The 22,384-nt window shown below is 65.1% G+C and carries 22 protein-coding genes and 3 pseudogenes; 13 read left to right on the top strand and 12 right to left on the bottom strand.

The genetic code is table 11. The features are described from left to right. Positions 1-127: 127 nt before the first annotated feature. Positions 128-436: a transposase gene (locus tag AC0B44_RS16890; protein WP_471903983.1), complete on the top strand. Its 309-nt coding sequence runs from the start codon at positions 128-130 to the stop codon at positions 434-436. A 255-nt stretch (positions 437-691) separates the two neighbouring features. On the opposite strand, the gene AC0B44_RS16895 is transcribed toward AC0B44_RS16890, so the two are convergent. Together AC0B44_RS16895 and AC0B44_RS16900 are read right to left on the bottom strand one after the other, a co-directional pair. Further along, positions 692-1,363 (bottom strand): response regulator, encoded by a 672-nt coding sequence (locus AC0B44_RS16895; RefSeq protein WP_471903984.1) that lies wholly within the window; start codon positions 1,361-1,363, stop codon positions 692-694. After that, positions 1,348-2,682: a sensor histidine kinase gene (locus AC0B44_RS16900; RefSeq protein WP_471903985.1), complete on the bottom strand. Its 1,335-nt coding sequence runs from the start codon at positions 2,680-2,682 to the stop codon at positions 1,348-1,350. The genes AC0B44_RS16895 and AC0B44_RS16900 overlap by 16 nt, the downstream gene beginning before the upstream one ends. 134 nt (positions 2,683-2,816) lie before the next feature. Between AC0B44_RS16900 and AC0B44_RS16905 the strand changes: the two genes are divergently transcribed. The 3 genes from AC0B44_RS16905 to AC0B44_RS16915 are packed head-to-tail and all read left to right on the top strand — an operon-like array spanning position 2,817 to position 5,879. Then, positions 2,817-3,704, top strand: a complete 888-nt coding sequence (locus tag AC0B44_RS16905) for an ABC transporter ATP-binding protein (protein ID WP_471903986.1) — start codon at positions 2,817-2,819, stop codon at positions 3,702-3,704. Beyond that, the gene (locus AC0B44_RS16910; protein ID WP_471903987.1) at positions 3,701-5,248 is read left to right on the top strand and encodes a hypothetical protein; all 1,548 of its coding nucleotides are present in this window, start codon (positions 3,701-3,703) and stop codon (positions 5,246-5,248) included. Before AC0B44_RS16905 ends, AC0B44_RS16910 begins: the two co-directional genes overlap by 4 nt. Then, a complete protein-coding gene (locus tag AC0B44_RS16915) occupies positions 5,235-5,879 on the top strand; it encodes a hypothetical protein (protein WP_378528961.1) in 645 nt (214 codons plus the stop codon). The genes AC0B44_RS16910 and AC0B44_RS16915 overlap by 14 nt, the downstream gene beginning before the upstream one ends. Before the next feature lie 815 nt (positions 5,880-6,694). Here the strand turns inward: AC0B44_RS16915 and AC0B44_RS16920 are convergent. The 5 genes and pseudogenes from AC0B44_RS16920 to AC0B44_RS16940 all read right to left on the bottom strand — a co-directional run bounded on the left by AC0B44_RS16920 (position 6,695) and on the right by AC0B44_RS16940 (position 10,856). Further along, positions 6,695-7,246, bottom strand: a complete 552-nt coding sequence (locus tag AC0B44_RS16920; RefSeq protein WP_059384589.1) for a helix-turn-helix domain-containing protein — start codon at positions 7,244-7,246, stop codon at positions 6,695-6,697. Between the two features lie 53 nt (positions 7,247-7,299). Beyond that, a pseudogene (locus AC0B44_RS16925) lies at positions 7,300-8,394 on the bottom strand (acetamidase/formamidase family protein); the annotation flags it as partial. A 178-nt stretch (positions 8,395-8,572) separates the two neighbouring features. Then, positions 8,573-8,890 (bottom strand): NIPSNAP family protein, encoded by a 318-nt coding sequence (locus tag AC0B44_RS16930; RefSeq protein WP_471903988.1) that lies wholly within the window; start codon positions 8,888-8,890, stop codon positions 8,573-8,575. An 85-nt stretch (positions 8,891-8,975) separates the two neighbouring features. Continuing rightward, positions 8,976-9,809: a DUF3626 domain-containing protein gene (locus AC0B44_RS16935; protein ID WP_471903989.1), complete on the bottom strand. Its 834-nt coding sequence runs from the start codon at positions 9,807-9,809 to the stop codon at positions 8,976-8,978. Between the two features lie 117 nt (positions 9,810-9,926). Continuing rightward, on the bottom strand, positions 9,927-10,856 hold the full coding sequence (locus AC0B44_RS16940) for a lactate/malate family dehydrogenase (RefSeq protein ID WP_471903990.1): 930 nt from the start codon (positions 10,854-10,856) through the stop codon (positions 9,927-9,929). Between the two features lie 272 nt (positions 10,857-11,128). Here AC0B44_RS16940 and AC0B44_RS16945 point away from each other — a divergent pair, with 272 nt between their 5' ends. After that, positions 11,129-11,263 carry a hypothetical protein gene (locus AC0B44_RS16945; RefSeq protein ID WP_471903991.1) on the top strand — a complete coding sequence of 45 codons (135 nt, stop codon included), beginning with the start codon at positions 11,129-11,131 and terminating at the stop codon, positions 11,261-11,263. A gap of 18 nt (positions 11,264-11,281) precedes the next feature. On the opposite strand, the gene AC0B44_RS16950 is transcribed toward AC0B44_RS16945, so the two are convergent. After that, on the bottom strand, positions 11,282-11,641 hold the full coding sequence (locus tag AC0B44_RS16950) for an Rv2640c family ArsR-like transcriptional regulator (RefSeq protein ID WP_471903992.1): 360 nt from the start codon (positions 11,639-11,641) through the stop codon (positions 11,282-11,284). A 94-nt stretch (positions 11,642-11,735) separates the two neighbouring features. Here AC0B44_RS16950 and AC0B44_RS16955 point away from each other — a divergent pair, with 94 nt between their 5' ends. Then, the gene (locus AC0B44_RS16955; protein WP_471903993.1) at positions 11,736-12,242 is read left to right on the top strand and encodes an ArsI/CadI family heavy metal resistance metalloenzyme; all 507 of its coding nucleotides are present in this window, start codon (positions 11,736-11,738) and stop codon (positions 12,240-12,242) included. A 47-nt stretch (positions 12,243-12,289) separates the two neighbouring features. Here the strand turns inward: AC0B44_RS16955 and arsB are convergent, their stop codons facing one another. Together arsB and AC0B44_RS16965 are read right to left on the bottom strand one after the other, a co-directional pair. After that, positions 12,290-13,330 carry an ACR3 family arsenite efflux transporter gene (gene arsB / locus AC0B44_RS16960; RefSeq protein WP_471904069.1) on the bottom strand — a complete coding sequence of 347 codons (1,041 nt, stop codon included), beginning with the start codon at positions 13,328-13,330 and terminating at the stop codon, positions 12,290-12,292. Positions 13,331-13,365: 35 nt separating this feature from the next. Then, positions 13,366-13,767: an ArsR/SmtB family transcription factor gene (locus AC0B44_RS16965; RefSeq protein ID WP_378527153.1), complete on the bottom strand. Its 402-nt coding sequence runs from the start codon at positions 13,765-13,767 to the stop codon at positions 13,366-13,368. A 65-nt stretch (positions 13,768-13,832) separates the two neighbouring features. Here AC0B44_RS16965 and AC0B44_RS16970 point away from each other — a divergent pair, with 65 nt between their 5' ends. The 5 genes and pseudogenes from AC0B44_RS16970 to AC0B44_RS16990 all read left to right on the top strand — a co-directional run. Then, on the top strand, positions 13,833-14,255 hold the full coding sequence (locus tag AC0B44_RS16970) for an arsenate-mycothiol transferase ArsC (protein WP_471903994.1): 423 nt from the start codon (positions 13,833-13,835) through the stop codon (positions 14,253-14,255). A gap of 84 nt (positions 14,256-14,339) precedes the next feature. Then, on the top strand, positions 14,340-15,359 hold the full coding sequence (gene zapE, locus AC0B44_RS16975) for a cell division protein ZapE (protein ID WP_471903995.1): 1,020 nt from the start codon (positions 14,340-14,342) through the stop codon (positions 15,357-15,359). A gap of 69 nt (positions 15,360-15,428) precedes the next feature. Then, entirely contained in the window at positions 15,429-16,757 is a 1,329-nt protein-coding gene (locus AC0B44_RS16980; RefSeq protein ID WP_471903996.1) for a class I SAM-dependent methyltransferase, read from the top strand. A gap of 29 nt (positions 16,758-16,786) precedes the next feature. After that, positions 16,787-17,227 (top strand): annotated as a pseudogene (locus AC0B44_RS16985) (potassium-transporting ATPase subunit B); the annotation flags it as partial. A gap of 119 nt (positions 17,228-17,346) precedes the next feature. After that, positions 17,347-17,850 (top strand): annotated as a pseudogene (locus tag AC0B44_RS16990) (winged helix-turn-helix domain-containing protein); the annotation flags it as partial. Positions 17,851-17,881: 31 nt separating this feature from the next. On the opposite strand, the gene AC0B44_RS16995 reads toward AC0B44_RS16990, so the two are convergent. Then, entirely contained in the window at positions 17,882-18,454 is a 573-nt protein-coding gene (locus AC0B44_RS16995; RefSeq protein WP_471903997.1) for a TetR/AcrR family transcriptional regulator, read from the bottom strand. 85 nt (positions 18,455-18,539) lie between these two features. On the opposite strand from AC0B44_RS16995, the gene AC0B44_RS17000 reads away from it, so the two are divergent. Both AC0B44_RS17000 and AC0B44_RS17005 read left to right on the top strand, forming a co-directional pair. Next, on the top strand, positions 18,540-20,120 hold the full coding sequence (locus AC0B44_RS17000) for an MFS transporter (RefSeq protein WP_471903998.1): 1,581 nt from the start codon (positions 18,540-18,542) through the stop codon (positions 20,118-20,120). 115 nt (positions 20,121-20,235) lie between these two features. Beyond that, entirely contained in the window at positions 20,236-21,090 is an 855-nt protein-coding gene (locus AC0B44_RS17005; RefSeq protein WP_471904070.1) for a TIGR03619 family F420-dependent LLM class oxidoreductase, read from the top strand. Between the two features lie 4 nt (positions 21,091-21,094). Here the strand turns inward: AC0B44_RS17005 and AC0B44_RS17010 are convergent, their stop codons facing one another. Next, the gene (locus AC0B44_RS17010; protein ID WP_471903999.1) at positions 21,095-22,381 is read right to left on the bottom strand and encodes an RNA polymerase sigma factor; all 1,287 of its coding nucleotides are present in this window, start codon (positions 22,379-22,381) and stop codon (positions 21,095-21,097) included. Between the last annotated feature and the right edge of the window lie 3 nt (positions 22,382-22,384).

A 22,384-nucleotide genomic window follows, 5' to 3' on the forward strand; every position in this document is an offset into this window, starting at 1 on the left:
GCTCGAGCGAAACAGCATAGTATCCAGCACGACTCGTTGATCACTACGTCTACTGCAGAGCCGATCCGAAGTCCACCACTCCACGGGGCACTATCTGCGGGCCCGGTGGCCTGGGGAGAAGTTGTATGTGGTGCTCGACAACTTCTCCCCGCACCGGCACCAGAGTGTTCGTCGGTGGGCCGCCGACAACGATGTTGAGTTGGTGTTTCTGCCGACCTACGGGTCGTGGCTCAACTGGATCGAATCCGAGTTCGCGGCGTTGCGGTATTTCGCGCTCAATGGCACCGATCATCGCAGTCATGCCGAGCAGAACGCTGCGATCGCCGCATACGTGCGGTGGCGCAATGCTCGTGCCGAGCCGAAGACCCGGTTCGCCCCGGACTCACCGATCCGATCGTGGACCGAGTACCCGCATTACACGGCCAAGGTTGCTTGACGAGGCACTAGTCACCAGACAACGTCGCTGGACATCGCATGATGGACGCCGTCAGCTCTGTGGGTGTGTCGTCCGGGACGAGGTAGCCCGCGCCAGGGATGGTCTCGAAGCGTGCTACGGGGATCTGTGCCGCAAGCTGCGCCCCTTGGCTGCAGGCATCAGATGTCATCGCCGGCTCGTCTGCGCATACGCAGGCGAGCCCCGGACGGTAGACCGGGCATCAACACATCGGATGATTCGGGCGTCGGATGTGTCTCAGCCGAGCTCGTGCCGGCGTAGATACGCGAGGACGGCCAGCACCCGACGATTCGTGTCGTCGGTCGGCGGCAGCACCAGTTTGTTAAAGATGTTGCCGACATGCTTGCCGACCGCCGATTCGGTGATGAACAATTGTGCGGCGATCGCCGCATTCGAATGTCCCTCTGCGATCGAGGCGAGCACCTCGCGTTCGCGCGGCGACAACTGCGCCAACGGATCCCGCCGGCGACGGAACAACTGCTGTATGACCATCGGATCGATCACAGTGCCACCGGCAACCACTTGACGCAGAGTGGAGACGAACTCCTCGACATCGACGATGCGATCCTTCAGCAGATAGCCGACCCGCCCACCTTCCGCACCCATGAGTTCGTCGGCGTAACTCAATTCGACATACTGGCTCAACGCCACCACGGCAAGCTCCGGGTAGGTTCGTCGCAGTGCCACTGCTGCGCGCAACCCCTCGTCGGTGAAACCCGGCGGCATCCGCACATCGGTCACGACGAGGTCCGGACGGTGCTCGGCGACAGCCGATTCCAAGTTCACGGCATCGGGGACCGCAGCCACGACCTCGAACCCGAATCGTTCGAGCATCGCGGCGAGGCTTTCGCGCAGCAGTGCACCATCCTCGGCGAGGACCACTCGCACGGCAGTCAGTTCTCGATCCACGGCAACTCCACTCGGACGACGGTGGGCCCGCCAGGCGGGCTGGACAGCAGCATTCTGCCGTCGACCGCAGCGACCCGGTCGGCCAGGCCCGTCAGACCGCTCCCTCGTTCCGGATCCGCACCGCCGCAGCCGTCGTCCACGATCTCAACGACGAGCAGATCCCCGGCGCGCCGGGCCGTCACGTCGACGGCCGTCGCATCCGCATGTTTGGCGATGTTGTTGAGCGCTTCGACCACCACGAAATAGGCTGCGACCTCGACGTCCGGCGCCGGGCGTGGCGAGATCTCCGCGGTGACGGCGACCGGGACGGCGAAGTCCTCGGTCAGCTCACGTAGGGCGTCGGGTAGGCCGCGGTCGGTGAGCACCCTGGGGTGGATTCCCCGAATGAGTTGCCGCAGTTCCGCCATCAGATCCTTGGCCTGGTCATGCGCCTGCGACACACTTTTCGCGGCGGCGGAATCCGGTGGGAGGTCGAGTTTGGCCATACCCAACTGCAGAGTGAGGTTGACGAGCAACGACTGCGCGCCGTCATGCAGGTCCCGCTCGATCCTGCGACGTTCTGCCTCGAAGGCATCGACCAGTCGGGCACGGGACCGCGACACCTCGACAAGCCGAGCGCGAAGCGCGTCCGGATCGTCGCCGCACAGCAACGACCGAGCGAGCGCGCCGTGCAGTCCCGCGATCAGAGCAATCACGTACGGGACTGTCGGCAGCAGAAGCAGACCTGCGATCGCGTAGGGGACGGCCTGATCGACCGACGTGATCTGGCTGAAGCCGAGCGCCACCGCCTCGTTACCGTCACCCACCACCAGGGGGCTTACCACCATCACGACGATGAGGCCGACGATCACCGCGGCCAGGAGCAACAACGCGGGAACCAAGGTGAGCAGCAGGACTGCGTATCCGAGCTCCCTCCATGTCGCGGCCTCGGTGTAGCGGGTGCGCACCCACGGCCACAGACCCGCGGCGGGAGGCGCGCGGTGCGCCGAGAGCGCCCGATCGCTGCTCACCAGACGCAGCCGCATACGTTCCAGAGTCGCCAGCGGTATCGCCACCAGCGGGCCGAGCCCGAACACCAGCACCACGCCGAGAACACCGAGGAACAACACCCTGCCGAGCGGTTGCGGATACATGCCGTCGCCCGCCCACACGATCAGGACCAACCACGGGACACAGAACGCAGCGAACGGCAGCGCCACCGCGCACACCACCGGGACAGTGGTCAGCAGATAGCCGAGCGAGCGCCACAGCCACCCCGTCAGCAGGAAGCGTCGTCGTGTGATCGCGGCGAGCACCGAGGTCGGTTCAGCAGAGGACACTCGAGTGAGCCTATCGACGCGGCCGCTGTTTCGGGAGGAGGTGAGGTGCAGTCGAAAAGGTGGTGCTGGCACCACCTCCGATCCGCCGCGTGGACCCAGTGACCACACCACCGGCGGAATGGTCGGCTGTAGTCATGCAACTGGAGCTGAACAAGGTCACCAAGACCTATCGAGGTAAACAGGCCGTCACCGACGTCAGCATGCGGATCGGGCCCGGAGTTCTCGGACTCCTCGGACCCAACGGAGCCGGCAAGTCGTCGCTGATGCGGATTCTCTCCACGATCACCCGGCCGACTTCCGGCACGGTCACGTGGAACGGTACCGACATCGTCGCTCGGCCGGAGCCGCTCCGACGTGTCCTCGGCTACCTCCCACAGGATTTCGGTGTCTATCCGAATCTCAGTGCCCGGGAGTTTCTCCGGTATCTCGCCGAAGTCAAGGGACTGAGCACGCGGTCTGCCAAGGAGCGGGTCGACGAGCTGCTCGAACTCGTCAACCTGACCGACACCGGATCGCGTCCGGTGGGCAAGTTCTCCGGCGGCATGCGCCAGCGTGTCGGGATCGCGCAGGCGCTTCTGAGCGACCCCGAACTTCTCGTCGTCGACGAACCGACGGTCGGGCTGGACCCTGAGGAACGCATGCGGTTCCGCAACCTCCTGGGAGATCTGGCATCCGACCGGATCGTCATCCTGTCCACCCACATCGTGTCGGACATCGAAGCCATCGCCGACGACATCGCGATCCTCACCGCCGGCGAACTACGTAGGCGCGGCACCCCCGAGGAACTCCTCCGTTCCGCAGACGGTCAGGTGTGGGAATCGATCGTCCCCATCGATGCCGTGGCCGACATCCGGCAGCGAGCGACGATCACCCGCACCGTCCGAACATCACAGGGCGTGCGTGTTCGTGCAGTCGCGCACACGCCTCCGGTCCCGGGTGCGCGTCCTGTCGAGCCCGACCTCGAAGACGCGTACGTCAGTGCGGTCAATACCCCGATCGCACCTGCCGGGGTGACCCGATGACCAGCGCGGTTACTGCCGTCTCGATGGCAGATTTCCGGGATCGTTCTCGGCGTCCCGCGTTCCTGGTGACCGTGCTCGGCGCCGTCGCGCTCGGGTATGTTGCCATCCCGCCCGCCTCCGCCACGTACGCGATGGTCAAGGTCGGATCGTTCCGGGGAGTGTACGACAGCGCGTACATCGGCATGATGCTCGCGATGATCGGAAGCCTGTGGCTGCCACTGTTCGGGTTCTACGTCGTCCGCAGCAGCATCGCGCGCGACATCGCCACCGGCGTAGGAGAAACGCTTGCCGCATCCCCGCTGCGTACTCCGATGTATCTGCTGGGAAAGTACCTCAGCAACCTGATGGTGCTGGCAGCGATGGCTGCCGCACTCGCCTTCATCGCACCCGTGATGCAGTTCCTCCGCGGGGAATCCACGGGCCTCGACTTGACTGCGCTCTGGCTTCCGATCGTGTTGTTCTGTCTTCCGGTCCTGACGGTGGCCGCAGCAGCCGCCGTTGTGTTCGAGACGATCCCGCTCTTGCGCGGTGGTGCGGGAAACATCCTGTGGTTCTTCGTCTATCCGTCGATGTTCCTCGCTGGGATTCCGCTGATCTACGGCACGATCACTGCGGGGTTCCAGACCGACCTGGCCGCGCAGCACCCCGGCATGGACGACGAGATCTCGATCGGGCTCACCGCGGAACCCGGAGCGCTCGGGCAGTTCACGTGGTCCGGAATGGACGTCGACCCGACCCTCGTCGCAGCGAGTGTGGGATTGATCGCGGCATCGACGCTCGTCGCCGTCATGCCGTCGTTCTGGTTCACTCGGTTCGATCCGTCACGGCTGCAGACTTCCCTATCGAGGACTTCCACCCAGCCGTCCTCCGCAACACCGGGACCGTCGGCGACACCCGCGTTCTCACAGACCGTACGAGGGCTGTCCCCGGCCGAGCGTGGACACGCGTTCCTGGGGCTGTTGATCGGCGAGGTCCGTATCCATCTCGGAAGTGTGTCGCGGTGGTGGTGGCTCACGCTCGCGATCGTGACGGTCGCGGCCCTCGCGGTTCCCGCTGATCGCGTCGGCACCGCGCTGCTCTTCGCGTGGTTGCTGCCGGTGCTGCTGTGGTCGCGTCTCGGCACGCTCACCTACGAACAGGGCGTCGACCCCCTTGTGGAGTGCGGTGTCTCGCCGCGCATCCGCCTCATCGCCGAGTGGAGTGCAGGTGTGCTCATTGCCGCCGTCGCCGGTGTGGGCCCCTTGGTCAAGATGCTCCTTACGCTGGACTTGACCGGCGTAGCCGCATGGGTTGCGGGCGCCGCGTTGATCCCTGCCCTTGCACTGCTGATCGGGTCGATCGGACGGGGCGCACGTGTATTCCAGGCGGTCTACCTGGTGATCTGGTACGCCGTTCTCAACGGGGTCGCGGCCGTCGACGTTATGGGCGTGCTCCGCACCGACGGCTCGCTCAGTGGCCCGTCTCCACTGTTCTCTCTCGGCATCAGCGCTGTGTTGGTCGCCGCCTCCCTACTCGTACTGGAGATTCGTCATGCCCGCCGTTGAAAACCTGCCCCGGAAATCCCTGCTCTCTGCCGGTGTTGCGGCACTGACACTCTCGACTCTTGTACTCACCGGATGCACCGCCGGTTCCGCGAGTCAGGAACAGCGGAGCGACACCTACAGCGGCGCGATCACCTCCGTCACACTCGATCTCGATGATGCGGGCGCGAAACAACTCGGTGTCACCACCGCGGCCCTGAGCGCCCAGGTGATCGGCTCCGACCGCGACGACATCGAGATCCGACGTTCCTTCGAGTTCACCGACGGCGACAAGCCCGATGAACGCATCGACACCGACGGGTCCGGTCTGATTATCAGCGCGAGTTGCCCCGATAGATTTGCCGTCGGCAGCCCCACCTGCGTCGCCCGATACGAGATCGCCGTCCCGTACGGTACTGTTGTCCAAGGGAATTCGAAGTTCGGCGATCTGACGGTGACCGACACCCGTGCCGCCGTCGATCTGAACTCCCGCTACGGTGACGTCACGCTGGTCACGGGCCCGGGCGGTTACGCGGTGGACGCCGTCTCGGCGACGGGCACAAGCACCATCGAGGTGCCGCAGGATCCCGCCGGGATCCCGGTGCGCCTACGGTCCGGAGATGGCGCCGTCTCCGCAATGACGGACCCTCGCTGAGACGAGAGCGAAGTACCCAGAGTGAATGCACACCTCGCAGGGACGGTTACTACCAGGCAGCCACTCGAGGTGTGTGTTATTCGTCGTCGATCTCGCCGCGGGCCAACCACTGTGGGAGGAGCTGCTCAGGAGTATCGGCGTGAGGATGGGGTGGCTGTGGTGTCCGGGCGAGTAGTCGATGACGGCAATCACCGCCAGGACGATTAACACCCAGAACGCGATCATCGCGAAGACCATGAGCGCGTAGCCCCACCCGTTCATGCTGTTGGCGTACCAGAACATCATCGGTGTGCCTCTGCATTGCGCCAGATTCGTCGCTCTTCAGGCAGCCCGCGCGATCGCGATTTTCACCCGGGTCCGGCGCACGAGTTCGGCGCGGCCGGCGACGGTGCCGCGAGACGGCCCACACCTGCTGCCTCAGCGATCGCATCGGGTGGCACGTCACTCGCGCCCGCTCTGCTTTCTGTTGATTGGCGTCCAAGTATGCCGAGGCGCTCTTTCAAGAACGCGATGTCGTTGTCCTGCTCGAACATCTGCTTGCGGAGACGGGCGAGCTCGGTGCCCACACGGGCGATGCTGCTGCAGCTCGGAGAGCATCTCGACATACCGCTTCGTGATCGGAACACGCTGTCGGCGTTGGTGACGAAGCGGACATCTCACCTGTCCCCGTACAGATGTCGTGGGAATCTGCGATAGGAGGCGCACACAGCCAATGGGCACACCGACCAGCACCAAAATATCGAAACGACCTGCAAAACAAGATGAAACACCTGATGAGTATCCGGACGCACCCTGACGAACCGTTGCGGGCAGATTCAATCGTCCTCGACGGTGATCGTTGGGGGACTGGGAATTACCGCGGTGGTCAAGGCGATGCGAGTGCGGTCCCCGCCGGAGTCGGTTTGGTACGGCGCGAGTAGCTCGGCGAGCCGTGTCTGGATCTGCGCGAGGTCGTCGGTGGTGACGTAGAGCGGTGTGGTGCCGAAACCCAAGTAATTCCGCAGGTTTCGATCCTCGTTCTCGATGAACGTGTCGAAACTCTCGCCGAGTGCGCTCAGGAAGGTCAGGAAGGCGTTTCGGAGTTCTGCGTCGCTCATCGCATTGAGATCGTCGTGCCCGACGTGTGCCATGCGTTCCCCGAGCGCGAGTGTTCGTTCAATGGTCCCGCGCACGCGGCGCTCGTCGACGACGGTGACGATCTCCGCGTCGATCAGTGCCGCCACGTGCCGGTAGAGCGTGGCCTGGGTGACGCTCGGCAGTGCCGCCCGGAGTTCGCCGGTCGTCAGCTGGCGACCTCCGAGCTGCTGCACAATCCGCAACCGAACCGGATGCAGTACGACGTCGGCAATTGTCGATTTGCTCGCCATCGCGACCTTTCTCCATTATTATCACTCTGATAATGTTCTCAACATCGATACGAGGCGACGCTCGGTGCATCTCCCGATCCGGGTTTGCAGACGGTCAACCGGAATGTCCCGCGCAGCGAACCCTCCATGGCGGTGAGCGCGACTTCGCCATCGCCCATCGCCATGTGTGGGTCACCGACGTAGAAGAGTGCGCCGGGCGCGAAGACGGGTAGGTAGAAGGTCGAACCTTCGCCCAGCAGTCGGATGTCGATGTTGCCGCCGCCCAGTGTGGGCGGGATCGAATTCGAGTTGGGTGAGGTCGGATCGGCGTCGGTGGAAAATGCCACGCCCATCATGCCCATGAACGGGCGGAGGGGGAACCGTACGCGGGAGTTCTGACCGAAGGGCATGACGCCCAAGCCGTTCTCGATGGACGTGAACACCGATACGTTGCCGTGCGATGTGGGATCGGGACCGGATCGCCCGTCCGTGGAGACCGGCGGCATCACCTCTGCGATGTCTATACCCGCGGGCGCGCCACCGTCGCTGGTCCGTGCAAGCGCACCCTTGCCGTGTCGACTGGAGACGACACCGTACGGGACGCGGGGAACGGCCTCCAATGTCTCGATCTTGAGGACGTCGCCGGGCTCGGCACCTTCGACGAAGACCGGTCCGGTGACCACGTGGGGTCCATCCTTGCCGAAGTCACGTGGTGTGCGGTTGTACTCAGCGGCGATGGCGGCAGCATCCTGGAGCACGTCGTCGGCGGCGACACCTTTGGTACCGAAGAAGTCGACAGGATTGCGGCCTTGGTCTTCGAGAATTCCCTCGTGTGAGACGGTGTCGATGGTGATGGTTTGTCCCGACTTCATCCGCACAACCGGACTGGTGTGCACGTTCGGCACGTAGCCCCAGAGCACCTGGTCGGGTAGCGATTCCAGGTATACGTCGCCGGACCGGTTGCCCTGACCAGGCTGCAGGATCGGAATGCCGCCGGCATACGGCAGAGCGGGCGAGGACACTGTCGGCCCCGCTGATGCGTCCGAGCACGCCGCGACCCCCGCGACACCGACACCGGCACCGATCGCTGCCACGCTCTGAATGAACCGGCGACGGCCGAGCCCTTTCGTGAGAAGTTCTGCGGCACTCCGTGAGAATTGTTCGGGCACAGTGAACCTCCGGTCGGTGTCGGAGTGCTCAAGCTATCGAGACAATGTTTCGTCCGCTTTGCCGGCCTGTTCACAAGATCGCCGGTTTTGTTTACCGCCCAAAAGGTTTGAAGCAATGAGAACGGGCACAGGTGACATGACCGTGCCTGATTTGCCCGGTCGTGTTCCGCGCAGGGGTTCAGGGCAGCTTGCCGTCGAAGATCGGCCGCATGAAGGTGCGCTCGTAGCGGAGCACACACCCGCTTCGGTCGCGAATCTCGTCGGCGGCGCGAAACTCGTCGTCGGAATCGAACAACGCGCGGTACCGCTCGTATGCGGCGAGGGACTCGAACGAGAAGAGAGCGAGCGCCCGGTCGCTGGCACCCTCACCGGGAAGGAAGTATCCGTGGTGGGTACCGCCGTGTTTGTCGACGAGCGCGATCCATGCGCGAGCGAAACGCTCGAAGTCGTCGATTTTCGCCGGGTCGATCGTGTACTCCACAACGCACGTGATCATGACGCGAGGGTAGTGCCGCACGGGTGTACTCGGGCGGACGAATCACAATCCTTGTCAGCGACTTCGACATAGGCGCACCGGCCCGTCACCTCGCAGATGCTCTCCGGCCGTACCGGGCGACGTAATGCCACACTTTCTTCAGATCCTGTGGGTCGACGTTCCCTACCCGAGCAGGCCCGAGCGAATACGGCGTGATCCATCCTTGTCGGGCGACCGATCGAGCCACCTCGACGACCGCATTCCCTCGGTACTCCGGATGAGTCTCGACTTGCTCTATCGCGAGTCTGTAGCCGTCGTGCCACAGAACAGCACAGGGCATCGTCCTGGCGACATCCTCGAACCGAGTGCCTCGGTAGCTCGGGTCCAGAACCAGTGCCTCGACATCACATTCGATGTCGATGGGTCCGTGAACATGAGCCTCGATGTAGTGGTCGAGCGGATCGTCGAACTCGGTCACCGCGTCGGCCTGCAGCAGATGACTCGATGTCTCCGCGGTCCCGAACAACTGTGGTTCGTGCACGCTGTCGGGAAAGCAGAACGTTGTGCGCTCGAGAGTGTGTTCAGCCAGCACGAAGTACGACGACCCGAACCGCGGCGAACCCCCGTAGCCGTCGCAATGACGGTCGAGGGAGCCGTACTTGGGACGATCCGACGCCGGCCGGGAGTCGTAGACACCACCGAACATCCGGCTTTCCCATCGCCACCGGTCACCACCTGCGAACGCCGTGAGTCCACCGTTGCCCGTATTCGTCTCGAACTGCGAGAGATAAGCGCCGCGCTCGGCGATTGCGGACAGCGTCGACCCTCCACTGTAGGGAGCGTCCGGATGAAAATGCATGGTCACCCGCATCGACTTGCCGATGCTCTCCCCCGCAGTCAACGCACGTACGTGGGCAACCGCAGCCTCGGCCGAATCCACCAGTCCTCCATCCCCCACACTGCCGCTTCGCGGCGCAACAACCCCACCATTCCGTCGCCAGGCAGCATTCTGCCTCGAACTGCCACCCAACACTTCGAACGATAGCGAGTTCTGCGATCACAGAATCGTCGCGAGCGCGCGTTGCAGCGTCTCTGCGCTGGCTTCGAGCGCGGCGCGCTCCTGCTCCGTCATCGGGGGCTGATGCATCTGACTCACTCCGGCACGTCCGAGCACCGAAAGCAACGACATCGTCACTCGGTACTCCGGGTGATATCCGGCGACGGTGAACACAGCCCGCTCGTCGCGCAGGACAGCTTCGGCAAGGCGTGCGCTCACCGCGCCGATACCGTATTGGCTCGCCCCGATCCCCTCGATGATGTTGATGTTGGCAAAACGGATTTCGTTTTCTACCTGGTCGCGAATCTGCTGACCCTGCTCGGCCAGCAGGTCGAGCACCGGCACTCCTGCGGCGGTGGCCGATGACCAGAGCAGCACCTCGCTGGTGCCGTGCTCGCCGATCACGAACGCCTGGATGTCGGTTGGACTGACACCGAGGTGTTCGCCGAGGTGGACGCGGAAGCGCAAGCTGTCGAGCACGGTGCCGGTGGAGAACACCCGATCGTGACCGGCCAGTGCGCGGGTCAGGTCGGCCAGCGGGTCCGGTGGGTCGGTGACCACCATGATGGTGGCGTCCGGTGCTGTCGTGACAAGTCCGGGGATCAGGTCGCGATATACCGCGGCATTGTGTTCGAGCAGTCGCAGCCGGCCTGTCGGGTCGCTCCGATCGGTCGCGCCACCGGCAGCTTCGTTCTCCCCCGCCGTGATGATCAACAGATCCGCGCCGTCGAGATCGTCTCCGTCACCGGCGCGCACATCGACCGGTGGAACCAGTGGCGTCCCGTAGCGCATGTCCAGTGCCACCGCCTGTGCCCGCTTCACGTTCTTGTCCACCAGTACGACTTCCCTGGCCGACCCCCGGCCCAGCAGGGCAAGGGTGGTAGCCGATCCGACCGCGCCGACTCCCACCACCCCGATTTTCACGGCCACCGCCGAGGCTGTGACAGATGGATTTCTGGCATTGTGCGGCAATGTATTTCGATTGATTCGCGGATGGTTTTCACGTTGCGATCCTTGCCGTAGGTCTGCGCCTTCAGCTTCTGCGGAGTTCGGTCCGCTTGCTCGGCATCCCGAGTCCAGTACACACCGTGGTCACCGGCTTTCGCAGTGAATCACGCACATGACGAAACCACTTGTAACAACGTGGTGTTCGTCCCCGATTTGCTCGGTGAAGGCTGTCACTACGACGTCAGGAGCGGGACATGGGATCGGTCGAGATCATCACGTGGCTTCAGGAAGGCGCAAGTCAGGGAGACCCCATCCGGGGTGCGCTCTACGTCGTCACCTTTATCGCACTGGGCCTGTACAGCGTCATCTTCGAGGGCGCCATCATCTGAGCCCGCATTTCGCCGCTGTCAGGTGCAGCAGTTCGGGTCCAGTACGAGGCGCAGTGCCTCGAGCGCGTCCGTCCGGACGCGGTGGTAGACGTTCATTCCGTTGCGGGTGGATTCCACCATCCCCGCCTTGCGCAACTGCCCGAGATGGTGACTGACGGTGGATTCTGCCAGGTCGACGGCCGTGGCGAGGTCGCATGTGCAGACTTCGCCGGCGGCGTCGGTGAGCAGGATGGACATCAGCTGGATGCGGGTCGGATCGGCCAAGGCTTTGAGGCGCAGTGCCACTTCGAGTGCGGAGCCGGCGCTCATCGGGGCGGCGGACACCGGGTCGCAGCAGATCGGTGTGGTGATGTCGACGACGGGCAGAGCCTTGGGCATGGGACTATTCTGCCGACCTCCTTGACATATGTCAAAAAGGTGGACCACACTGGAACCCGCTAATTCGATGTATGTCTCACACGTGGAGGTTCTCATGTCCCGCGCTCAGCTAGCCCTCAACGTCGACGACCTGTCCGAGGCCGTGGCGTTCTATTCGAAGTTGTTCGGCGCCGAACCGAACAAGCTCAAGCCCGGTTACGCGAACTTCGCCCTGTCGGAACCGCCTCTCAAGTTGGTGCTCCTCGAGAATCCCGGCAAGGGTGGCTCGCTCAATCACCTGGGTGTCGAGGTCGAATCCAGCGAAAAGGTGCACGAGGAGATCGCCCGGCTCACCGACGCCGGGTTGTTTACCGACGAGGAGATCGGCACCACGTGCTGTTTCGCCACGCAGGACAAGGTGTGGGCCACCGCTCCGGACGGAGAGAAGTGGGAGGTCTACACCGTTCTCGCGGACAGCGAGACCTTCGGCACGAGCCCCACGTTGCTCGCGGACGAAAACTCCGGTGGGGCGGCGTGTTGCGGGTCGGCAGCCTCGTCTGCCGCAACCGAGCCCGACGGCGACAACCGCACGGCTGCGGAGCAATCGACTTCGTGCTGCTGACACCTCAACCCCCGGGGGCTCGGTGAACTGCCGATTTCCGTCGCCGCTCAGGATGCGGTGGACGTGGACGCTCGGGCGAACCGCTTTCGCAGCGCGAGCGAGACGTACACGAGCGCAACGAGTACAGGCACCTCGATCAACGGGCCTACCACTCCGGCCAGTGCCTGTCCAGAGGTGACGCCGAACGTCGCAATCGCCACCGCAATCGCCAGCTCGAAGTTGTTGCCGGCAGCGGTGAATGCGAGCGTCGTGGTGCGCTCGTACCCGAGGCCCACGGCGGCACCGAACAGGTAGCCACCGCCCCACATGAGAGCGAAGTACGCCAGCAACGGCAACGCGATCCGCGCGACATCCCAGGGCTGCGACGTGATCCGGTCGCCTTGGAGCGCAAACAGAATGACGATCGTGAACAGCAGACCGTACAGCGCCCACGGGCCGATCTTCGGAATGAACCGGGTCTCGTACCACTCCCGGCCCTTGGCCTTCTCGCCGAAGTGCCGCGTCAGGAAACCGGCGACCAGCGGAATACCGAGGAAGATCAATACCGATGTGGCGATCTGCCACGGCGAGACGTCGAGAGTGGTCTGCTCGAGTCCGAGCCACCCGGGTAGCACCGAGAGGTAGAACCAGCCGAGCACGGCGAACATGATCACCTGGAAGACGGAGTTGATCGCGACCAGCACGGCAGCGGCCTCCCGATCACCACACGCGAGGTCGTTCCAGATGATCACCATCGCGATGCACCGCGCCAGTCCGACGATGATTAAGCCCGTGCGGTACTCCGGCAGGTCCGGGAGCAGCAACCACGCAAGCGCGAACATCAGGGCGGGGCCGAGCACCCAGTTGAGCACCAGCGACGAGATCAGCAGTGTGCGGTCACCGGTGACCGTGTCGAGGCGGTCGTAGCGGACCTTCGCCAGCACCGGATACATCATGATCAGCAGACCCAACGCGATCGGCAAGGAGATGCCGTCGATCTCGATGACGCTCAATGCGTCCCCGAGTCCGGGGATCATGCGGCCCAGCAGGAGACCGGCGACCATGGCGACGCCGATCCATACGGGCAGGAACCGGTCGAGTGTGGACATCTTGCCGACGACCGGCGGACGTCCGGTGGTGGCGGTCACGAGAGAGTCTCCTGGAGTGGGTCGCTCGGCGAGCAGGACGAGGCGGGCAGCACTCCGGATTCGATTGCCAGCACCGCAGACAGTTCTTCGAGAGCGGCGGGTACCACTCGGTAGTACACCCAGGTGCCGCGACGCTCACAGTCCAGCAACCCGGCTTCGCGCAGCACCTTGAGGTGGTGGGAGATAGTGGGCTGCGCCAGATCGAATGCGGGACTGATGTCGCACACGCATGCCTCGCCACCCTCGTGGCTCGCGACCATGCTGAGCATTCGCAAGCGCACCGGATCCCCGAGCGCTCTGAACACCCGGCCCAGGTCGGCGGCTCGCTCGGAGGACAACGGCTCACGCCCGATCGGTGGGCAGCAAGGCGCGACCACGCTCGACAACTGATTCGACATACGTCTATATTGACGTTCATCGATACAACGCGTCAAATGGGCCTCGCCGGAAAGGACCTTCCATCTTGTCCACTGCTTCGGTGCTGTTCGTGTGTGTGAAGAACGGCGGAAAGTCCCAGATGGCCGCAGCGCTCATGCGCAAGTCCGCCGGCGACCGCGTGGCCGTCCATTCGGCCGGCACAGCGCCCGGATCGTCCCTCAACGCCTTGTCGGTGCAGGTACTCGACGAGGTGGGCGCACCGACCGACGGCGAGTATCCCAAGCCGATCGATCCGCATCTCCTGAGCGAGGTGGACCTGGTCGTCACGCTGGGCAGTGAAGCCCGCGTCGACGCGCCCGCCACCGTCGTCGTGGAGAACTGGAACACCGACGAACCGTCGGAGCGCGGTATCGACGGGATCGAGCGCATGCGTCTGGTCCGCGACGACATCGCCGCGCGCGTCGACGAACTCACCGCCCGGTTGCTCACGGCCGCGGGCGGACGATAACCCGACTCGTCCCGGGAGGCCACCCGCGACGAGCGTGAGTGAAATCTCGGTCTCTCCGCCCCCCGCGGGCGCTACGGTTCGACCGTGCTCAGGAGATTCGGAACACCACCGCCTCGTCGTGCGCTCGGGGTGACCATGTCGGTGTTCGACACGACTGCACAAGAATTGGGCTTCGCTGTCGACGCCGCACAACAGCGTGCGGCCGAGGTCCTCGCGGACTCCGACCGGAACGTGTATCTCTGGGGTCCCGTGGGCAGGGGCAAGAGTTGGCTGATGGCAACATATTTCGCCGCAGTGCCGACAGACCGGAAGAAGCGCATCCACTTCCACGAGTTCTTCCGTGATCTGCATCTCGCGATCCGGCGACACCGCAGCAACCTTTCGGCTGCCTTGGACGAACTGCTGCACGACGTGGATCTACTGTGCTTCGACGAATTCCATGTTCACGACCCGGCGGACGGAAAGTTCATCGCCCGGTTGATGCCCGCGCTTCTCGACCGGCGCATCCGGGTAGTTCTGACCTCGAATTACCCGCCCCGGTCCTTGCTTCCCAATCCGCTGTTCCACGACGACTTCCTCCCCACGGTCGAATTGATCGAGAGTTCCCTGGCGGTCGTCGAGATCGACGGTGCCCTCGACTACCGCACCACGTCCCGGCACGAGGCGGGGTTCGCCGCCGGGTGGTGGGTCTCGCCGGGAACGGCCGAACAACGTGCTCGTCTCGGGCTCCGCTCACCACACCCCGACGAGCGGAGAATCCTCACCCCGGCGGGCCACCCTGTGCATGTCCGCCGGGCCACGGGACATTCTCTCTGGTTCGATTTCGGCGAACTCTGTGGAACTACCACCGCACCGGTCGACTATCTCGCGCTCGCGGCGAACCACTCCGATTGGGTGATCGACGGTGTGCCGGATCTTCGCACCGTCGGGAGGGAACCTGCCCAGCGTTTCGCCAACGTCGTCGACGTGCTCTATGACCGAGACGTGACTCCGATTTTTCTCGCGGACACGTCGGTGGACAGCCTCGTCGGCGGTGCTCGGCTTCCCGTCGATATCGCACGGATCGTGAGCAGGCTAGGACAACTCGGAACTGCGGCACTCTAATCGTAAGCACGTTCGGGCCGACTTTCCGGATCGGGAGACGCCCGACCTCGTGTCGTTTACCGTCGAGCGATGAACGCCGACACCAAGCGGTCCGCAGCCGTCCGGGTCCGAGACGCATTCGAAAAGATCCTGGGTATCCCAGTGCCCGTGCGGGTTCGATGCTGGGACGGTTCCGTCAGTGGGCCGGACTCGCCCGCGACGGTGGTGTTCCGCAACCGCCGCGCGATCCGCAGAGTGCTGTGGTCGCCGGGGGAACTCGGTCTCGTGCGCGCCTACATCGCCGGCGACCTCGAGATCGACGGCGACGTGTACGCGCTGTTGTCGCTGCCCGGGCTCGTGAACCGGCTCGGGGCGTTCGACCTCCGCGACGCACGCCGGGCGCTCGGCGGCGTGTGGGAGTTGGCCCGGCTCGGTGGCGTCGGGTTGCGCCCGCGACCGCCTGCGGTCGAGGTGTCTCGGCGGCGCGGCATCAAACACAGTATCGCCCGTGACGCGTCGTCGGTGTCGCACCACTACGACGTCGGAAACAGCTTCTACAGAATCTTTCTCGGCCCGAGCATGGTGTATTCGTGTGCGTACTGGGACGAGAACGCAGACGGTCTCGACGCCGCGCAGCACGCCAAACTCGACCTCGTCTGTCGCAAGCTGGGTCTGCGGCCCGGAATGCGCCTGCTCGACGTCGGCTGCGGATGGGGATCGATGGCGATTCACGCTGCCCGCCACTACGGCGTCGAGGTCGTCGGAATCACGCTGAGCCGCGAGCAGGCGGCGTGGGCACGCAAAGCAGCGGCGGAGGCGGGCCTGTCGGATCGGCTCGAGTTCCGTGTCCAGGATTACCGCGATGTCGACGACGGACCGTTCGACGCGATCTCGAGCATCGGGATGTCGGAGCACGTCGGTGATGCCGCACTGCCCACCTACGCCGCCACCCTGCACGGTCTGTTGCGGCCAGAGGGCCGGTTGCTGAACCACGCCATCGCCGCGGTCCGCACACGAGATCCCGAAGGTAACGACAAGCCCGGCCTGATCCAGAACTACATCTTTCCCGATGGGGAGATCCTGCCGCTGAGCCGCACCTTGGATGCGTTCGAACAGGTCGGTCTCGAGGTGCGCGACAGCGAGGCATTGCGTGAGCACTATGCGCTGACGCTCCGCGCGTGGGTGCGTAGCCTGCAGGATTCGTGGGACGACGCTGTCGCTTCCGTGGGTGCGGAGCGCGCACGCACCTGGCTGCTGTATCTCGTCGCCAGCGCGCTCGGATTCGAGGAGTCCGGCAGGCTCACCATCCACCAGGTGCTGGCCGTGCGCCCCGCAGACGACGGGACCAGCGGCCTCCCCCGGACTCGATCCCAATGGCTCGGCGACGCCATCCCCGCGACGTCGCCGAGTCGGTCGTAGAGGCTGCCCACCGAAGCATCAGGACGGCGGGAACCCGCGCGGCCAAGGAAGCGGGGAACATGGTCGACCTCGACTCCGATCCCACGAAATTGATCGAGATCGTCGAGATCGGCAAGCAACTGCTCATCACCCGTGGCGCTTTGACGACGTTCTCGCTGGCCAACGACCTCGCGAAGTATTTCGCCATCCTCCCGGCGCTGTTCAGTGGCATCTATCCGCAACTGGCTGCGCTCAACATCATGGGACTCGCCACGCCACAGTCCGCGATCCTCTCGGCGGTGATCTTCAATGCGCTCGTCATCGTCGCGCTCATCCCACTCGCACTCAAAGGCGTGCGGTACCGCCCCGCCGCTGCGTCGTCGCTGCTAGGGCGCAACCTGCTGGTCTACGGGGTCGGCGGCGTGGTGACCCCTTTCGTGGGCATCTGGCTGATCGACCTCGTCGTTCGTCTCGTTCCTGGAATCGGGTGAAAGACATGAGTCAAGGAAATTTCGTGCTCGGCTTCGTGCGGCAACTCAAGGCCGGTGCCATCGTGCTGGTCGCCCTAACCGCGATCGTCGGTCTCGCATATCCGGCGGCGGTGTGGGCCGTGAGCCGGATCGACACCCACGCCGGCGGCTGGAACACCGCCCCCGTCATCGTGCTCTCCGCCCGGACCGACGCGGCGGACAAGGTCGCCGCCCTCGACACCGGTGCCGACGATTACGTCACGAAACCCTTCGGGATGGAGGAGTTCCTCGCCCGCATCCGCGCCGCCGTCCGGCGGAGCGCAGCATCACCGGAGCTTCCCGAACCTGTCGTGACAACGGATACCTTCACCGTCGATCTGGTTGCCAAGAAAGTCACTCGCGACGGTGCCGACGTCCATCTGACCCCCACGGAGTGGGGCATGCTCGAGATGCTCGTGCGCAACAGGGGCAAGCTCGTGGGTCAGCGCGAGTTGCTCACCGAGTTGTGGGGACCGACCTACGTGGGTCAAAACCATTACCTGCGCGTCTATCTGACACAACTGCGCCGGAAACTCGAGGCGGACCCGGCCCGGCCCCGGCATCTGATCACCGAATCCGGCCGGGGTTATCGATTCGAACCCTGACCCGGATCGAACCCTGACCCGGACCCGATGTTCAGACGAGTGGGCCGTTCGTCTCCGTCAGGCGGACCAGCAGATCCCGTACTTGCTCGACCTGTTCGGGTCGTGTGGTCGGTCCCAGGCCGAACACACCGTCGAGACCTTCCACGGCCAGGTGGACGATGCGCACGCGGTCGGGATGTAGTCCGTCGCCCGCGAGCAGGGAAGTCCAGTAGCGATGGTCTTCGGCGACAAGTTCCGCGACACCGGGAACGGAGTGGAGGGTCGCGTACATCCGCAGGCGGGCCGCCCCGTTGGGTGTGTCCGTCACGTAGTCGCACATGGCGTGCACGTACGCCCGGAGCACCTTTCCCGGATGGTTTTCCGACAGGTCTATTCGCGCGTGCACGTCGTCCCGGAACCGCTGGATGGCGTCCTCGGCGACCGCACGCAGCAAGGCGTCGCGGCTTTCGAAGTGGTGCATCAATCCGCTTTTCGAGACGCCGGCGGCAGCGGCGACGTCGGCGAGAGAAAAGCTGTCGCCGCGGTCGCCGATCATCGTCGAGGTCACCTCGAGCAGCGTTCGCCGGGTGGCCGGGGCATCCCGGCCGGTCGTACCTGATGCCATCGATTTCCTTCCGTCGGGTGGCCCGCACCATACACCGACCATACGATCTCTATAACAGTCCAAACGGACGGTACAGTGAAATCTCGTGAACAGTGGCGAGATGGACGAGAACCCGGACGATCGGATCGGTGCCGCGCCCACGGCACGCGCCGGCGTGCGCGAATGGGCCGCGCTGGGTGTCCTCACACTGGCGGTGGTGCTGCTCGCAGTGGACGGCACGGTCCTGAGCCTCGCGGTCCCCGCACTGTCCGCAGACCTGGGCGCGACCGCGACGCAAGTGCTGTGGATCGGCGACATCTACTCGTTCGCGCTCGCCGGCCTGCTGATCACGATGGGCAACGTGGCCGATCGCATCGGACGGAAACGACTGCTGCTGATCGGTAGCGCCCTGTTCGGGGTGGCCTCGTTGCTCGCGGCATTCGCACCGTCCGCAGATCTGCTCATCGTTGCCCGCGCACTCCTCGGCATCGCGGGTGCCACCCTCATGCCCTCGACGCTGTCGATCGTCCGCAACATCTTCCTCGACGATCGGCAGCGCACCAAGGCGATCGCGGTGTGGACCGCGGGCGCCGTCGCCGGTGGTGCAGTCGGTCCGTTGGTCGGTGGCGCTCTGCTCGAACATTTCTGGTGGGGGTCGGTGTTCCTCATCAACGTGCCCGTGATGGTCGTGCTGGTCGTGTTCGGCGTCTTTCTGTTGCCCGAGTCGAAGAACCCGGCGGCGGGACCCATCGACCTCCTTTCGGCAGGACTGTCCGTGGCGACCATCGTGCCGTTGGTCTTCGCCGTCAAACAGACTGTGTCCGAAGGTCTGTCGGCCCTCGTGATCCTGGCTGTGGTGGTGGCTCTGGCTGCGGGCACGTGGTTCGTGCGTCGCCAACTGCGCCTGACGACCCCGCTCATCGACGTCACCCTCTTCTCCAACGGAGCCTTCACCGGTGCCGTCATGTCCAACACGCTGGCGATCTTCTCGCTCGTCGGGTTGCTGTTCTTCTTCTCCCAGTACCTGCAACTCGTCCGTGGCTACGGGCCGCTGAAAGCCGGCCTGGCCGAACTGCCGAGCACGCTGGCCTCGCTTGCCGTCATCGTGATGGTCGCCTGGATCGTCGCGCGACTGGGACGAGGCCGCGCGATCGCCGGTTCCCTCTTCCTGGCCGCATTCGGTCTGTTCGTGATGGCCTGGGTGCTCGACGACTCCGGATATCTCGGTATCGGTGTGGCCCTCGCCATCGTGGGACTCGGCGTCGGCATCGCGATGACCGTCTCGACCGATACGGTCGTCGGCGCCGTACCGAGAGAACGAGCGGGCTCCGCCTCCGCCGTGTCGGAAACCGCGTACGAACTGGGTGTCGCGCTGGGCATTGCTCTGCTCGGCTCGCTGGTCGCTGCGATGTACCGCGTGCACCTGGACCTCGAGACCCTTCCCGACCGGCTCCGGGAACCGATGGGTGATTCGCTCGCATCGGCGACCGCCGCACTGAACGCCGCATCCGATGCGGAGTCCGCTGCGCTGCTGATACGCAGCCAGGAGGCGTTCACGCAGGCCGTGCAGGACACCAGCATCGTCGCGGCGGTGCTCACACTGATCGGCGGGCTGGTGGCGTGGTGGCTCATTCCCCGAGACCTCGCGACCACCGGCAGCGACGACCTGAGCGCACACGTCCGTTGACCGGGACGGAGGTGGCTATGGGGCCCCCTCGCCCGGCTAGCGTGGCCGGCATGACACCTGACCTGCTCGGAACGCGCGGTCTGCGCGCGGTGGCCGTCCGGAGTGCCCGATGACCGTGCGTCTCGGTATCACCAGCCCCATCCTGACGCGCGTACCCGGCGTCGCAGCCGACTGGGAGGCCGACGCGGGCGTCGAGGACCTCGTCGCAATCGCGCAGGCGGCCGATCGCCTCGGATTCGACCACCTGACGTGTAGCGAACACGTTGCCGTGCCGGTTGCTGTTGCAGCACAACGTGGTGCGACCTACTGGGATCCGATCGCCACCTTGGCATTCCTCGCGGCGCACACGCGCAACATCCGGTTGGTCACGCATGTGGTCGTGCTCGGGTACCACCACCCACTCGAGATCGCGAAGCGGTACGGAACTCTGGACCGGCTGAGCGGTGAACGGCTCGTCCTCGGTGTGGGAGTCGGCAGCCTCGCAGAGGAATTCGATCTCCTCGGCGCGCAGTTCGCCGGGCGTGGCGACATCGCCGACGACGCGCTCCGCGCCCTGCGCGCAGCCTGGGGCCGGGAGCGGCCCTCGTACGCCGGACCGCATTTCGAGTTCTCGGAACTGGTGGTGGATCCGCACGCGCTCCGCACCGAGGTGCCCGTCTGGGTCGGGGGCTGTACACGCCGATCGTTGCGCAGAGCAGTCGAACTCGGCGACGGCTGGGTGCCGTTCGGACTCGATCTCGACGCGCTGTCCGGGATGCTGTCGCAGGCGGACCTGCCGCCCGATTTCGACGTCGTGCTGGGTACGGGACGTCCCGTCGATCCTCTGGGGGATCCGTCCCGGACCCGGGACCGGCTGGGACGGATCGGCGATGCGGGCGCCACGGTGGCGGGGGTGACAATCGCTGCCACGTCGGCCGGACACTACGTCGAGCAACTCGAGGCGCTTGCCGAACTGAGCCCACAGGGCTGATCCTTCAGCGATCGAAGGACTCCCGGACTTCCTCCGCCTTCGCCAGGAGCACAGCACGCTCCCGTTCGTTGCCGGTCAGGCGCGCCGCCTCGAGGAGTTCGCCGCGTGCTTCCACCGTGCGGCCGAGTTGCCGGAGCAACTCGCCGCGGACACTGGGCAGCAGATGGTATCCGGCGAGTGCGCCGGACGTGACGAGCCTGTCCACATGTTCGAGCGCGACCGCCGGGCCACGGGCCATCGAGAGTGCGGCCGCATGGTTGAGTTCGACGACCGGGGACGGAGCCACCCGGGCGAGGATCTCGTAGATCAGGACGATCCGGTCCCAGTCCGTGTCCTCGAAAGTGAGAGCCCGGCTGTGACATTCGGCTATCGCCGCTTGGAGCCCGTACGGTCCCCGGCCCCGCCCGATGGCGTCGGCGCGCTCGAGTGCGGCGATACCGCGATTGATCTGGGCGCGATTCCACCGAGTGCGGTCCTGGTCGGCGAGGAGGATCGGTTCGCCGGTGGGCGTCGCGCGGGCGGCGAACCTCGACGCCGTCAGTTCCATCAGTGCGACCAGTCCGTGCACTTCGGGTTCGTCGGGGAGAAGTTCGGCGAGAATCCGGCCCAGCCGCAACGCCTCGTCGGCGAGATCGGCGCGGATCCATTCCTCACCCGAACTCGCGGCGTAACCCTCGTTGAAGATCAGGTAGACGACCCCGAGTACAGCACCGAGCCGGACCGGAAACTCTTCTCGGCCGGGCACTTCGAAGGGAACCCGGGCAGCGGTGAGAGTCTTCTTGGCCCGGACGATCCGTTGCTGGACGGCGCTGGTGCGGGTGAGGAGCGCTTTCGCTATCTCGTCGGTGCTCAGGCCCCCGACGACGCGGAGGGTCAGCGCGACCTGTGCGTTCCGGTTCAGCACCGGATGGCACGCCACGAACATCAGTCGCAGCACGTCGTCGTCGATCCGGTCGGGGTCCCACACGTCGCGGTCGAATTCCGAGGCATCGTTTCTCAGCTCACGTGCGAGGTGCGCGTAGCGCTCGTCGAGCCGGCCTCGGCGACGCCATCCGTCTATCGCTCGTCTCGTCGCGACCGACGTCAGCCACGCCGCCGGATTGCGCGGCACCCCGGTGCCCGGCCACTGCTCGAGCGCTTCGACCACCGCCTGCCCGGCAAGGTCTTCCGCGAGATCGAGGTCGCCGACCGTGCGGGTCAGCGCCGCAACGATCTTCGCGGATTCCATCCGCCACACGGCCTCGACAACGCGGCGTGCGTTGTCGGGGCCGTGCGACACCGTTCCGTTCATCGC

This window comes from Rhodococcus sp. NPDC019050, assembly GCF_055664235.1.